Origin of the sequence: Rhizobium sp. Leaf341, assembly GCF_001424325.1 — a bacterium.
Classification (GTDB): Bacteria; Pseudomonadota; Alphaproteobacteria; order Rhizobiales; family Rhizobiaceae; genus Ferranicluibacter.
Map to the genome: position 1 here is coordinate 122610 of NZ_LMPE01000011.1, position 14338 is coordinate 136947.

Consider the following 14338-nt stretch of genomic DNA (forward strand, 5'->3'; position numbering starts at 1 on the left):
CTTGTTCCCCTGACGGCGACCCCTCTCGCAACGACGTCATCTGCGGCAGCCTCGGTCGCCGCTTCGCAGAACGACGAGTTCCCAGATCGACGACACGCGCAATGTCGGGCGTTCGGCATCTGCCGGGTAACCTTTGCCAAGGGGGCGAACGACGTTTCCGCCGGACCGTGCGCAATGTCGTCGCCGGACCGTTATGCGTTCATTTGAGAGGTCTTCTCCCAAAGAAAAACCCCGCCGCGGGGCGACGGGGTTTTTCTGTTCGGGCGGCCGGGCGTACCGGGCGTTTGGTCTCAGGAGTCGGACCGCAGATAGTCCATCAGCGTCTTCGGCTTGTTCGATGCGGCCTTGAGGCGCGCCTTTGTCGGCTTCTTTGCGACGTAGCGGGGGGTGTAGACCTTGAAGTCCTGCAGGGCCGTGAAGGTCTTGCCGTAGTTGACCTTGAGGGCCTTCAGCGCAGGACCATTTTTCGAGCGGGCTGCGAGAACGGCGAGACCGACCACGCCGCCTTCGGTCGGCTTCCATTCCACCGAGTTGGCAAACCAGGTCTTCGCGGTGGCCTTGTCGTTGCTTGCAAGGTACTTCCAGCCGATCGCCTGTGCACCGAGCGCGGATTTCTGCGCCGTGACGGTTTCCTGGAACAGGGCGTTCTCGGTGTCGTCCATGGCGATCGTCGGCTTGTTTGCCGTGAGATCGCTGGCGACGATCTCGATGTACTGGCGAGCAATGTCCGGCGACATCTTCATGTAGTGGCGGGCGAGCTTCAAGGCATCGTCCGTCTTGTCCATCTGCCGCAGCGTCAGGATCAGGCCCTCGATGCTCTTCGGATCACGCTTGAACCGGCTGGCCTGCAGGAACCAGCCATTCGCATTCGCCCAGTCCTTCTGCGAGTAGAAGTACCAGCCGACGAGGTTGGCATCCTCGACAGACGCATTGCGCTGGATGAAATCGACGAAGCGGGTGATCTCCTCGTTGGACGGCATTTCAGAGAAATCGCCGTGCTCGATGAACGAGCCGATCTGACGGCGGATGCCGTCGAAGCCGAGATTCTCGAACTCGGGATGGCCGTCCTGCGTCGTCCGGCCAAGGGCGAGGAGCGACGTGAAGCCAACCGGCGGAATGAGGAGCGAGGCCTTTTGAACGGTCGACAGGCGCATGGCCGGATCGTCACAGGTCGTCAGGATATAGCGGTAGACGTCGAATGCGTCAGCATAGCTGCGCAGGCGGGCGAAAGCTTCAGCAACGTTCCACTGAACCTGCATTTCACCACAGACCATCAGCGACGGCATGGCCTGGGCCGTGGAGATCACGTCCTTCCAGCGGCTCTGGGCCATGGCGCCGTCGATCAGGCTGCGCGCTTCGCCGAGCTGCAGCTTGGTCATGAGGTCATCGGACGGCTGCCATTTCGGATTGACGCTCTGTGCGCGTGCGATCCCGGCGCGAACGGCGGCGTAGTTGCCGGTCGCATAGATGTTCCAGAGCGGCTGCTCGTCGAACTGCGAGGCGGGCGTAAACAGGTCCTTCGGGGGTTGCCAGTCGGGATAGAGATCCTTGAGGCGGCGCAGTTCGGCACCGACGCGCTTCAGGTCGCGCGTCGAGGCGTAGTAGCGAAGCGCTGAGATGTCCACGGACCCGGCGGTGGCCGTCGGTGTCGTGCCGGCTGCAGGCGCCGAAGCGGCCGCCGGAGCGAAGGGATTGACGACCGCAGACGCGGATGCCGGAACTGTGGCCGGGGAGGCGCCAGGCCGTCCGGCGTCGGCGGGGGCGGCAGACAGGGCGGCAGGAACCACGATGGCGGAGGGCTGTGCTGCGGCCGGGCGTCCCTGGCTGGCGGGCGCCGATGCCGCGTTGCGCAGGAACGGGTTGTCGCCCGGTGCTGCCTGCGGATTGACGGCAACGCGGTCTGCAGCCGGGGCTGTGCTTGCGGCCGGAGCGGCAAAGGCGCTGTTAACGCCGGACACGGCCGGAGAGGAGGCGGCGCCTGCAGGCGACAGCAGCGGATCGAGGGCGTCCAGCTTCGTTGCCGAACCCGGGGTTACACCCTGGGCCGAACCTTGGGGAAGCGGCAGGGCCCACGACATCTCCTGAGCGCGCAGGTCCGAATCGTCATTCCCGAGCGACTTCAGGACCAGTCCCGGATTGATGAGGAGCACGGCGGTTGCGGCAAGCAGCGAGAACTTCAGTTTTGACTTGGCAGACATGATGCATACCTCTCGGAGATGGCGATGATGCTCAGGAGATGGAGCGTGGATGGGTAATAGTCGGTGGGCTCGAAGGGGGGCAGGGTCGAATCCTGTCCCGCCCGTCCAAGACCGCAAGAAAGAAGCGCGCTGACGGCGCGATAACCGGGGTCGGACATGGCCGTCATCGGGGCGGCGGTTGCCAGATCCATGACATGCATGACGTTGGCACCGGTCTCGTTCCAGCGCATCTGCACACCCGTCAGAAGCGACAGCGGTGCAGCGCCGGACCAGGCGGTGTAGAGCGGCACCCGCACCGCCTCATAGCCGAAGGTGGCCGCGAAGGCAGGTGCTGGCTGCGGATGCGCGCCTTTCAGCGAAAGCCAGTCGGCCGGCAGGTTGCTGCTGCCGAAACGGCCTTTCTCGAGGAGCGACTTGCCGCTTGCGATCAGGTCGGCGGCCGGGAAGGACGGATCGATCAGCCCCAGTTCCTCGATGGCCGGGAAGATCCAGTACGACAGGTTCACGACGATGCCGGGATGCTCGGCGCTGCCGCCAAATCCCTGTGCCGCGGGAAGAAGCAACGTTCCGTAGGTCGCATCCCTGACCGTTGCCTTCGCCGTCAGGTCCTTGAGGATCCGGCGGGCTTCAGCGGTGTAGGCCGGCTCCTTCCACCGCGTCGCGGCTCGCGACAGGGCCCAGGCGATCAGCAGGTCGCCGTCCGAGGCATTGTTCGTATCGGCGACCGGTGTTGCCGTATCGGGGCTCCACCGCCAGGCCGAAAGAGCGTCCTCGCGAACCTGGAGGTGTTCCTGCGTCCAGGTCCAGAGGGCGTCGAAGGTCTCGCGATCGTCCGATGCGACCGCGATCAGCATGCCGTATCCCTGACCTTCGCTGTGCGACACGTTGCCATTCGACCGGTCGACGACGCGACCATTTTCCACGAAGATGGACTTGTACAGCCACCAGGCGCCGGCAATGTAGTCCACCGGCAGGAAGGTCTCCGCGTTCTTCACGCGGCTGGTCTTGTTCGCCGCCAGGCCGCTTGTCGGCAGCACGGCGGAGAGCAGGACGGTCATGGCTGCCGTAAGGCTCCATGTGACCAGGGCGAGCGGCTTAGCCATGATTGCGGCGTCCGGTCGCGAGAACCAGGTAGGTGCCGATCCCAAGCAGGATGGCGGCCGTAAGCAGGGCGAAGATATAGACGGCCGCATTGTTGGCCAGCCAGCTTGCCGTCACCAGGCGTATGTTGGACAGGCTCAGCGGCTGCGTCCGATAAAGCGTCTGGTTGGTCGCCAGCTGCTGATCGAGCTTGATGCCGGTCTCGGAGAAGGCCTGCACCGAGCCACCGAGCGTGTTCCACACGTTGAGATCCGTCAGTACATCCGTACCGGCGACGATGCCGTTGGCGCTCTTGGAGGCAACCACTGTCCAGAGTCCGCCGTTTCTGCCGGAGTTCTGGGCGATGACGAGGGTGGCTTCCGCCGTTGGAGAAAAGGCTTCCGGCTTGATCTCGTCGCCAAGGATCGCGCGAAGAGGGGCGATGTTGAGCTTGGAGAGCTCGGAGACCGTCTTCTGCCGGATCGCCTTCAGCAAGACGGCCGACTGCTCGATGGGGGCGGCGAGGAAGTTGCTGGCCGTCTGCGAGAGATCCACCGCCGTGCCGACGACGCTTGTCGTCATCTGGCGCTGGACGTCGCTCTGGGGACCGAAGTTTTCGAGAGCGGCAAACTCGTAGGGCGACGCACCCGAACCCGCCATGTTGCGGATATTGACGAAGTCGAGGTTCATGCGGCTGACCAGTTCGGACGGCAACGTATCGTAGCCGCCGAACGCGATGAGGTTGGCCGTGTCCAGGGTCGGCAGCAGCGAGGTGTACTGCATCGGCTTCACCTGGCCCGACGAATAGGCCATCTTGGCGACAAAGGTTGCCGCGGCGTCCATGCTTTGTGCGTTGTAGTTCGGGACCAGAAGCGTGGTCGTAGCCCCCTTGTCGCCTTCGAGCGGGGCCGGGAGACCCGAGGTGAGGGCGGCAATGTCGGGATAGCGGCCGACCCGCGCATAATTCGGGATATCCAGGTACGAATTGCCGTCGATCGAAAGGCGGACCGTCGAGGTTGCCTTGTCGACGGACTCGCAAGCCGCATCGAGCTTGGAGGGCAGCCGTGCTTCGACCTCGAGCGTGTTCTGGCCGGGGCGCAACGCGGTGAAGGGAATTGGCAGGCGCTGGTCGCGGATCGCGCCACCCAGCGGAGAGCTGAGCGGGATGTTCGCCACGACCTTGTCATTCGCCTTGACCGTCAGGACGGCATCCGGAGACAGCCCGCCGACATAGAGCGCATTGAGGTGGAAGCTCATGCTCGAATAGGCGCCAGGGTAGAAATCCGACGGCATGGTGAAGTTGACCTTCGACTGGACGAACCGGCCGTCGAAGGGCTTTGCCGTGTAGCCGAGATCCGCCAGGGTCACCTTCTGTCCGGGAACGAGGAGGCGGCCTTTCATGTTCGTCAGAGCGGCCAGTCCTTCCGGCGTGCCGACCGGGCGATCACGGGTCGCCTGCTGCACGAACAGCTGGGTCTTGGCATCGAGATCGGCGGCATCGAGACCGGCAATGATGAGGCGCTTGCGATCCGGCGTCGCACCGGCGGCAACGATGGCCGTCTCGCCGGAGGAAAGTGCCGGGGTGTCGTTGCCGAGCAGGGCCGCGACGTCCTTCACGGCGCCGACATAGATGTCGATACCGGCACCCGTGCCCGGGGTCGAGCCGAACTCGACCTGGGGATGGTTCAGATTGCCCGCGATCGTCAGCGCCTGCACGACGTTGAGGGCGCGGTCGTAATCCGGCATCTGCGCGCCCTTGGGCAGAATGACGCGCAGGTTGGTGCGGCCTTCCCGCGTTCCGGCGAGCGGCATCAGGTCGATCATCGTGAGGTTGCCGGCCTCGGCCGACGGGAAGACGAAGCCGCTCTGGGCCGGGTCGATCTTGGTCCAGAGTTCGTAGGTCGCCTCGACGCTGCAGTCGACGCGGTGGCGATGGCTGGCGGAAAGGGCAACCGCGTTGTAGCCCGGCTGGATGACGCCGGCCGGGATGTCGAACGTGACGCGGCGGGGATCGCCGGCGACGAGGTTGGTGGAGCCGATTTCGTGTCCGTTGATCTGGATGGCGAGGTTCGACCGCTCCGGTGCGGCCGAAATGGCGGTCTGCAGCGTGAGCACCAGTTGCGATGCGCTCGACGCCTCGTCGGGACGGGCGAAGAAGGAGAGCCGGCGGCTCGCAAATTCACCGTCGAAGAAGAGATCATAGGAGCTGGCCGCAATCTTGCGCAGGGTGCCGCCGACGTCGGAGAGCTGCGTCGGCGCGGTTTGCGCCGATGCGGTGTTGAAGCGGAACGGGCTTGGAGCTGCCGGCTGTGCCGGCGACGGTGCCAGCGCCGGAACCAGTGCTGCTGCCGGCGAGGGCGTCAGCGACTGGGCGAGCGCCGTGCTCGAGAGACCGGCCAGGAGAAGGGACGGCAGAAGCGCGAGGGCAAAGGTGGACGACTTGATCATGGTGATATCCTCTGGCTTTCCGGTCACGCGGCTTCGACGACGGGTTGCGGCTTTTCGACGAGCTGACGGCGGCGGCGACTTGTTCTCTCGGCGGTCGACTTGGACGAAAGACCGGCCGTGATGGCGAGGAACGGGCTGAAGATGGCCCAGCGAATGAGCGTCAGCAGGGCGACCGGATAGGACCGGCGGTTCTGACGACCGTCACGCAGAGCGCGGGGAAGGTCGAGATCGGCAAGCATCAGGCTGGCGATCGCCGGGAAATGGCAGGCCTCGGCGTCGAGTTCGACCACAAAGCTGCGGTGATCGCTGCCGGAGGGCTTGCCGATGAAGACGGGAACCGAAGGCAGGATGACGTTGGCAGGGGGATCGATGAGCAGCAGACGGCCGTACTCCCCGGCGCGCAGCGGTGTCGTCGCGTTCTTCTTCAGTTCGACGATCGCCTTTTCCGAGGAGATCTGACGAATGGTGACAGGCACCGTCTGATGACCCACTTCCAGTTCGGCTGCCCGTGCCGAGGGAAGGCTGATGCCGTCGGCGTCGTTCGGCTGTTCGGTGACGATGCCGAGGGCTGCGCCGGCGATGATCAGGTTGAGCAGGTTCCACGCGCCGGTGATGACGATGAGGTCACCGAGGGCCGGCTCCGTCTGATAGCGGTAGATGGCATAGGACAGAACCATTCCGAGGCCGGCGAAGATGGCGAAGAAGGGCCAGGCGAGGTTGGAAAGCTGGCGCTGTGTCAGCGAGACGCCTTTGTCGGTGACGTTGAACGTCGGCTTGCGCGGGTTGAGGAAGACGCTGACGATAGCCCGGACCAGGAAGACCGACTGGACGTATTCGTAGAGTTCGGAAATCCAGGGCCAGCGCATCTTGCCATAGAGATAGTTGCGCAGGATCTCGGACGCGATGAGGTAGGTGACGGTATAGGCCAGGAAGTCTTCGGCCGATGCGTTGAAGATCTTCAGGTTGAAGAGAATGAACAGGATGGGCGCGACGAGGAACGTCGTGCGCACGAAGGGGAACAGCCAGAAGAAGCAGCTGGACATGTAGCTGAGGCGCTGGGGAAGTGTCAGGCCCTGCTTGAAGAGAGGGTTCTTCAGGAGAAGGATCTGGATCATGCCGCGGCACCAGCGCGAACGCTGTCCGATGAAGCTGGCGAAGGTTTCGGGCTGGAGACCGGTGATGAGGGGCTTGTCGACGTAGACGCTGTTCCAGCCGCGGGAATGCAGCTCGAGCGCGGTTTCGCAGTCCTCGGTGATCGTGATGCCGGAGAAGCCGCCAACCTCGTCCAGGGCTTCGCGACGGAGAACCGCTGCCGAGCCGCAGAAGAAGGAGGCATTCCAGCGATCCAGGCCCTTCTGGATCATGGTGTAGAACATCTCGTTCTCGGCGGGCATGTGCTTGTAGGTGCCGAGATTGCGCTCGACCGGATCCGGGTTGGCGAAGAAGTGCGGTGTCTGGACCAGGAAGAGATCCGGATCGTCGCTGAAATGACCGACGGTTTCGCGCAGGAAGGCGCGCTCGGGGGCATGGTCGGCGTCGAAGACCGCAATGAGGTCACCGGAGGTGCGTTCCATCCCGGCATTGAGGTTGCCGGCCTTGGCATGCACGTTCTGGGCGCGTGTCAGGTAGTGGACACCGAGATCGAGGCAGAGCGTACGCAGCGCGTTACCGCGGTCGATGGCTGCCTGGGCGATATCCGGATCGGGGCTGTTGCGCTTCTGGTCGGTGCCGCCATCGTCGAGCAGGTACACCGTGAACTTGTCGGACGGGTAGTCCATGCCGGCAGCCGCAGCAAGCGTCAACGAAAGGATTTCGGCGCTCTCGTTGTAAGACGGTACGAACACATCGACAGTCGGCAGTTCGTCATCGGAAAGCTGACGAGCACGGGGGCGTTCGACCGGATCGGCGACAACGAACACGCTGATGAAGAACATGAAAATGCAGAACATCTCGGCGACGTAAAGCAGAATTCCCGGAATGAACGACAGGAGATCGTCGATTGGCGGAAGCGTGCTCGTGGTGCGCCAGTAAGCGTAGCGCAAGACGATGATGCTCGCGGTTGCCAGCGCAATGTAACGCAGCGGACCTGATCTGTTGAAGCGTGTAATAACGAAGAGAAACGCGATCGTAAGAGCAGAAACGAGCAATTGTACATCGGGGCCAACCGGCTGCAATACAAATGCAAATATTGCCGCCGCGGACGTGATCCAAATGAAGAGAGATAATATACGCATGACAATAACATCCTCTGGTTTACAATTTGGTAATTAATTTAAGACCAAAATCGGGTCAATATTTAAAATTTGACTCGAATACGAGGTGCGGTGTTATTTGGTAGGCGCTGCGCTTATTAATTATGCATTTACCATAATTATCGACCGGAACTGGCTCTAAGCGTGTCCCTCAGATTGATTATTTATGATGAGTACGCGTTATGCGGGAACTTGAATGTTAGAGTGCGGTAAACAAGATTGGTTAAAATCCGCGCTTTTGGCGGTCGGAACCGAGGGTTCCGCGCGGTCCGCCAGGAGCTCGCACGAGCCCGCACGGACCGCTCGCAAACGGGCCGGCCTTGCCGGCTGTTCGGGGAAGATCGATGGGGTGACCTGAACGGGTCTTGGGGAGAAACAACCGCTGATCGTGCGAAGGGCCGGCAAAAGCAGGGGCCAGTGGTTCTCGGCCGTGCGGCCCCGGCGACGGGTCCGATCGGCGGATTGGCAGCACCACGTCCTTGCATGTTAAATGCTTGATCGCACGCCATGCGCGACCATCCCGGCGCGCAACCGGGAGACCTGCGGGCGGGCAACGCCCGCCGGCGGTGGGGTACAGCAGTGCGCAGCCTCCGTCACGAGGCCAGGCAAACAGGACTGGCGGCGCGTTCAGAGGCGCAGCGGAGCACAGCCGGTCGGCGCTCCGCCCGGTCGCGCATTCCGTTCAGCCCCACCGGGAGGCTGCGTCTTACGGTTGTCAGCCGTGGGCGATCATGATGTGGCGCACGGCGGTGTAGTCTTCCAGCGCATACACGGAAAGATCCTTGCCGTAACCGGACTGCTTCAAGCCACCATGCGGCATCTCGTTGACGAGCGCGAAATGTGTGTTGATCCAGGTGCAACCATATTGCAGGCGACCCGCTGCCTGCATCGCACGCGAGATATCCTTCGACCAGACGGACGAGGCGAGGCCGTAATCGCTGTCGTTGGCCCAGCGCACGGCTTCCTCAGAGTCCGTAAACCGGGTGATCGAGACGACCGGGCCGAAGACCTCCCGACGGACGATCTCGTCGTCCTGACGGGCACCGGCAATGACCGTCGGCTGGAAGAAGAACCCATCGCCCGGCCCGCGCGCGCCGCCTGTCGTCACCTCCATGTGGCGCGCCTCGTTGGTACGCTCGACGAAGCTCGAGACGCGGTCGCGCTGGCGGGCGGAGATCAGCGGGCCGATCTCGTTCTCCGCATCGTTCTCAGAACCGAAGACGATGCTGGAAACGGCAGAGGTGAGATCGGCGACCAGCTTCTCGTAGATCCCGTCCTGCGCGTAGATGCGGCAGGCGGCGGTGCAGTCCTGCCCGGCATTGTAGAAGCCGAAGGTCCGGATGCCGGCGACGACGGCGTCGAGATCCGCGTCGTCGTAGACGATCACGGGCGCCTTGCCGCCAAGTTCCAGATGCGTTCTCTTGACCGTCTTTGCAGCTGCGGTCAGCACCTTCTTGCCGGTCGCAATATCGCCAGTAATCGACACCATCGCGATCTTCGGGTGATTGATCAGCGCATTGCCGACAGTGTCTCCGCGGCCGAGAATGATGTTGACGACGCCCCCCGGCAGGATGTCGGCGAGAAGCCGCGCCATCTTCAGCGCCGTCAGCGGCGTCTGTTCGGACGGCTTGAAGACGACGGTGTTGCCGCCCGCAAGTGCCGGGGCAAGCTTCCAGGCCATCATCATCAGAGGGTAGTTCCAGGGCGCGATGGAGCCGACGATGCCGATGGCATCACGCCGGATCATCGAGGTGTGGCCCGGCAGATACTCTCCGGCGACAGGGCCATTCAGCATCCGGATGGCGCCCGCAAAGAACCGCCAGCAATCGACGATCGCGGGGATTTCATCGTTGCGCACGGCATGGAGCGGCTTGCCGCAGTTCAAAGCCTCAAGGCTCGCAAAGCCGTCGGCATCCCGTTCGATCGCATCCGCGATGCGCAGCAGGTAGGCCGATCGCTCGGCGGGTGTCGTGCGCGACCATGTGACGAACGCGCGCTCGGCGGCGTCGACGGCAGCGTCGATCTGCGCGTGTGACGCCTCCGCGAGCGACAGGATCCGGCTACCGGTCTTCGGGTTCAGAATCTGCTCTTCCACCTCGGTGCCGGGCTCGAAGCGTGCGCCGATCAAAAGGTCCGTATCCATGGTCGATCTCCTGTTCAGGTTCCGGTCATTTGCCCGCGCCGGCGATCTGGTCGCCATCGCGGGTGAGAAAATAGGCAGCGAGGATCGGCAGGAGCGTCACAAGCACCACGACCATGGCGACCACGTTGGTCACGGGTCGCTGCCGCGGACGGATCAGCTCTTCCAGCATCCAGATCGGCAACGTCGATTGCTGACCGGCTGTGAACGTGGTGACGATCACCTCGTCGAAAGACAGTGCGAAGGCCAGCATGCCGCCGGCGAGGAGCGCCGTCGCAATGTTCGGCAGAACGACGTAGCGAAACGTCTGGAAGCCATCCGCGCCGAGGTCCATCGACGCTTCCACGAGGGAGCCCGACAGGCGGCGGAAGCGCGCTACCGCATTGTTGTAGACGACGACAATGCAGAAGGTGGCGTGGCCGAGCACGATGGTTAAGAAGGAAAACGGTATATCCGCCATCGAGAACGCCGACCGCAACGCGATGCCGGTGATGATGCCGGGCAGGGCGATCGGCAGGATGACGAGCAGCGACACGGCTTCGCGGCCGAAAAAGGCCGCGCGGGAGACCGCGGCCGCGCACAGCGTGCCGAGGACCAGCGCGATGGCGGTGGCGAGGCTCGCCACTTTCACCGACAGCGTCAGCGCCGCCCACACATCCGGCCGGTTCCAGGTGACGGCAAACCATTCGAGCGTCAGCCCCGGCGGCGGAAAGCGATAGCTCTTTTCTTCCGTGGTGAAGGCGTAGAGAAAGATGAGCAGGATCGGCAGGTGCAGGAAAAGGAGGCCGAGGCAGGCGGAGATCTTCAGGGGCAGCGGGGCCCGATCGAGACGGTCAGAGCGCATCGAAAGCTCCCATGCGGCGGGCCGCCCAGAGGTAGACGCCCATGATGACGATCGGCACGACCGTGAAGGCCGCCGCAAGCGGCAGATTGCCTGCCGTGCCCTGCTGCGCATAGACCGCCTGGCCGATGAAGAGCCGGGAGGAGCCGATGATCTGAGGAATGATGTAGTCTCCGAGTGTCAGCGAGAAGGTGAAGATCGAGCCTGCAACGATGCCTGGCAGGGCGAGCGGCAGCAGCACGTGGCGAAAGGTCTGGCCGGGGCGGGCGCCGAGATCGGCCGAGGCTTCCACGAGGCTGCCCGACACGCGCTCGAGGGACGCCTGTATCGGCAGGATCATGAAGGGCAGCCAGACATAGACGAAGACGAGGAAGGTGCCGGTGTAGCTCACCGACAGCGAGTTTCCGCCGATGATGGGGATCGAGAGCCAGGCTTCGAGGAGCCAGAGCAGGTGCAGCTTGGCAAACAGCCAGGTAAGGATGCCCTCTTTCGCAAGGATCAGCTTCCACGCGTAGATCTTCACGAGATAGCTCGACCAGAGGGGCAGCATGACCCCGAGGTAGAACACCGCCTTCCAAACGCCCTTGGCATACCGTGCGGCATAGAAGGCGACGGGAAAGGCGATCACGATCGACGCCACCGTCACGCTGGCTGCCATCGTCACGGTGCGCAGGATGATGTCGAAATTGGCGTCCGAGAAGAGCTGCCGGTAGGTGGCAAGCGTGGGCTCATAGGTGACGAGCCCAGAGAAATCGTCGATCGCGAAAAAGCTCTGGGCGAGAAAGACCGCGAGCGAACCGAGATAGACCACGCCCAGCCAGAGGAGCGGAAGGCAGAGAAGCAGGGCGAGAAAGAGTTTCGGGTTCCGCCAGAGCATATCCGACAGGCTGCCGCGATCGCGTGGACCCGGCGTCGCCATCAAGCGTGTCCTCTGGCCCTCTGACGCCATGATCATCCGGCGTCCTCCATCACATGCAGATCGTGTCTGCCGAAGGCGAGGGTCACGGTCTCGCCCATGGCCGGGATCGGCGCGCCGCCTGCGAGCAAAGCCACGATGCGCTCACCACCGCAATCGAGCGTCACGCGGTTGACCGGGCCGAGAAAGCTGGTGGCGATCGGAATGCCCGTCAGGCCGAGCTGTCCGTCGGTCGGTCGCCCGATCACGATCGACTCCGGTCGCAAACTGGCGGCCGGGGCGTCGACGCCCAGCCGCTGGCACTGAACGCGCGACAGCACATTGGAAGAACCGACGAAATCGGCGACAAAACGCGTCTTCGGTCGACGATAGATGTCTTCCGGGGTTCCTACTTGACGCACCTTGCCTTCGTGGAACACGGCCACCCGGTCGGCCATCGCCAGCGCTTCGCCTTGGTCATGGGTCACGAAGATGAAGGTGAGGCCGAGCGCCTTCTGGAGGCTTTTCAATTCCTCCTGCATCTGTTCGCGCAGCTTGAGATCGAGCGCGCCCAGGGGTTCGTCGAGCAGGAGCACGCGCGGTCGGTTGACCAGCGCACGCGCGAGCGCCACGCGCTGGCGCTGGCCGCCCGACAGCTGGCCCGGCTTGCGCGCGCCGTAGCCGGGCAGGGCGACCATCGCCAAAGCCTCTTCCGCCGCCCGGCGTCGCTCGATCCTGCCGACGCCTTTGACCATCAGTCCGTAGGCGACGTTGTCGAGGATCGAGAGATGCGGGAAGAGCGCGTAGTCCTGGAACACCGTGTTGACGTTGCGCCGGTAGGGCGGCAGGCCTTCCGCTGTCTCGCCAAAGATCTCGATGTGCCCCGCGGTGGGTTGCTCGAAACCGGCAACAAGCCGCAGGCACGTCGTCTTTCCGGATCCGGATGGGCCGAGCATCGCGAAGAACTCGCCTTCCGCCACGGCCAGATCGACGCCATCGACGGCGCGGACATTGCCGAAATGGCGTGAGACGTTTTCAAAGAGGATGGCGTTCATGGGAAATCCTGTTGAAGCCAAGAGAAGACAAGACAAGACAAGACAATCATGCGGAGGATCACCGGCCGTCGCGTCGCATCACGCTGCCGCCGCGCGTCTCACCTCCCCCGGCGGGAGGTGAGGTGGGCCAGAGAGTTGCCGCGGGTGAGGCGGCGCGCGCGCGACCTATCGGCCGCCGATAACGCCGATATAGTCGGAAACCCAGCGATGATAGGGCACGCACTCGCTCTGGCTGGCGCATTTGGCGACCGGCGTCTTCCAGAACTTCACCTTGTCGAAGTTGTCGTAGCCATTCGTCTTGCAGCCTTCGTCCGTCAGCAGGGCATTGCCCTTGCAGGCGGCTCCGACCGAGGGGTTCGCACCGAACCAAGCGGAAACATCGCCCTGGACCTTTGGCGAGAGCGAGTGCTCCATCCACATATAGGCGCAGTTCGGATGGGCGCTTTCGGACGAAAGCATGGTCGTGTCGGCCCAGCCGGTCGTGCCCTCTTCGGGGAATACGGCGGCGATCGGCTGCTTCTCGGCCGTCAGCAGGTTGACCTGGAACGGCCACGAGCCGGAGGCGACGACGCCTTCATTCTTGAAATCGTCGATCTGGATCATTGCATCGTGCCAGTATCGACCGACCAGCGTGCGCTGGACGCGCAGGATATCGAGAGCCGCCTTGTACTGCTCCTCGTTCAGTTCGTAGGGATCCTTGATGCCGAGTTCCGGCTTGTGCGCCATCAGGTAATTGGCGGCATCCGCCACATGGATCGGCCCGTCATAGGCCTGTACGCGGCCCTTGTTGGACTTGCCGTCCGGCAAGGTCATTTCCTCGAAGACCACCTTCCAGCTCTTCGGCGCCTCACCCTTGAAAGCATCCGTGTTGTACATGAGCACGTTCGGCCCCCAGACATAGGGCGTGCCGTAGTGAACGCCCTTGACGGTGAACCAGGGGGCATCCTGCATGCGCGCGTCCAGCGTCTTCCAGCTCGGGATCAGATCCGTGTTGATCGGCTGTACGCGCTTGCCGGCGACAAGCCGCAGCGACGCGTCGCCCGATGCCGTGACAAGGTCGAAGCCGCCTTCATTCATGAGCGCGACCATCTCGTCGGACGTCGCGGCGGTCTTCACGGACACCTTGCAGCCGCTCGATTTCTCGAAATCCGTCACCCAGTCGTAAGCCTTGTCCGTCTCGCCACGCTCAATGTACCCGGCCCAGGCGACAATCGACAATTCGCCTTCCCCGGCGCCGAGCGCTTTCAAGGGTTCTTGTGCAAGGGCGGATGTGGCGAAGGCGAGGGTGACGGCGAGGGTGGTGCAGGACTTCAGGATGTTGATCATCTGTGGTCTCCCGGTTCGGCCGATCTTCGGCGCATGTGTTCCCGGAGCGAAAGGTGCCGCGCTTCTGCCGCATTCGCAAATTTATTAAACAGATAATCGGTAT

General features: G+C 63.3%; 9 protein-coding genes. All 9 read right to left on the reverse strand.

The features are described from left to right. Positions 1–290: 290 nt before the first annotated feature. Complete coding sequence (locus tag ASG03_RS11765) at positions 291–2198, reverse strand: hypothetical protein (protein ID WP_062693696.1); 1908 nt, start codon at positions 2196–2198, stop codon at positions 291–293. Beyond that, a complete protein-coding gene (locus ASG03_RS11770; protein WP_162241384.1) occupies positions 2177–3301 on the reverse strand; it encodes a glycosyl hydrolase family 8 in 1125 nt (374 codons plus the stop codon). Before ASG03_RS11770 ends, ASG03_RS11765 begins: the two co-directional genes overlap by 22 nt. Continuing rightward, positions 3294–5726, reverse strand: a complete 2433-nt coding sequence (locus ASG03_RS11775; protein WP_062693698.1) for a cellulose biosynthesis cyclic di-GMP-binding regulatory protein BcsB — start codon at positions 5724–5726, stop codon at positions 3294–3296. Before ASG03_RS11775 ends, ASG03_RS11770 begins: the two co-directional genes overlap by 8 nt. A 23-nt stretch (positions 5727–5749) precedes the next feature. Next, entirely contained in the window at positions 5750–7960 is a 2211-nt protein-coding gene (gene bcsA, locus ASG03_RS11780; RefSeq protein ID WP_082475713.1) for a UDP-forming cellulose synthase catalytic subunit, read from the reverse strand. Positions 7961–8693: 733 nt separating this feature from the next. Then, positions 8694–10121, reverse strand: coding sequence for a gamma-aminobutyraldehyde dehydrogenase (locus ASG03_RS11785; protein ID WP_062693699.1), 1428 nt, complete (start codon positions 10119–10121; stop codon positions 8694–8696). 25 nt (positions 10122–10146) lie between these two features. After that, positions 10147–10962, reverse strand: a complete 816-nt coding sequence (locus ASG03_RS11790) for an ABC transporter permease (RefSeq protein ID WP_062693700.1) — start codon at positions 10960–10962, stop codon at positions 10147–10149. Next, the gene (locus ASG03_RS11795; RefSeq protein ID WP_156379880.1) at positions 10952–11878 is read right to left on the reverse strand and encodes an ABC transporter permease; all 927 of its coding nucleotides are present in this window, start codon (positions 11876–11878) and stop codon (positions 10952–10954) included. The genes ASG03_RS11790 and ASG03_RS11795 overlap by 11 nt, the downstream gene beginning before the upstream one ends. A 32-nt stretch (positions 11879–11910) precedes the next feature. Then, positions 11911–12909: an ABC transporter ATP-binding protein gene (locus tag ASG03_RS11800; RefSeq protein WP_062693701.1), complete on the reverse strand. Its 999-nt coding sequence runs from the start codon at positions 12907–12909 to the stop codon at positions 11911–11913. Positions 12910–13074: 165 nt separating this feature from the next. Beyond that, positions 13075–14235, reverse strand: coding sequence for an ABC transporter substrate-binding protein (locus tag ASG03_RS11805; RefSeq protein ID WP_062693702.1), 1161 nt, complete (start codon positions 14233–14235; stop codon positions 13075–13077). Positions 14236–14338 lie beyond the last annotated feature (103 nt).

Coding starts and splice junctions, on each gene's coding strand:
- ASG03_RS11785 (WP_062693699.1), bottom strand. CDS start 10,121: ATGGATACGGACCTTTTGATCGGCGCACGCTTCGAGCCCGGCACCGAG.
- ASG03_RS11790 (WP_062693700.1), bottom strand. CDS start 10,962: ATGCGCTCTGACCGTCTCGATCGGGCCCCGCTGCCCCTGAAGATCTCC.
- bcsA (WP_082475713.1), bottom strand. CDS start 7,960: ATGCGTATATTATCTCTCTTCATTTGGATCACGTCCGCGGCGGCAATA.
- ASG03_RS11805 (WP_062693702.1), bottom strand. CDS start 14,235: ATGATCAACATCCTGAAGTCCTGCACCACCCTCGCCGTCACCCTCGCC.
- ASG03_RS11795 (WP_156379880.1), bottom strand. CDS start 11,878: ATGGCGACGCCGGGTCCACGCGATCGCGGCAGCCTGTCGGATATGCTC.
- ASG03_RS11770 (WP_162241384.1), bottom strand. CDS start 3,301: ATGGCTAAGCCGCTCGCCCTGGTCACATGGAGCCTTACGGCAGCCATG.
- ASG03_RS11775 (WP_062693698.1), bottom strand. CDS start 5,726: ATGATCAAGTCGTCCACCTTTGCCCTCGCGCTTCTGCCGTCCCTTCTC.
- ASG03_RS11765 (WP_062693696.1), bottom strand. CDS start 2,198: ATGTCTGCCAAGTCAAAACTGAAGTTCTCGCTGCTTGCCGCAACCGCC.
- ASG03_RS11800 (WP_062693701.1), bottom strand. CDS start 12,909: ATGAACGCCATCCTCTTTGAAAACGTCTCACGCCATTTCGGCAATGTC.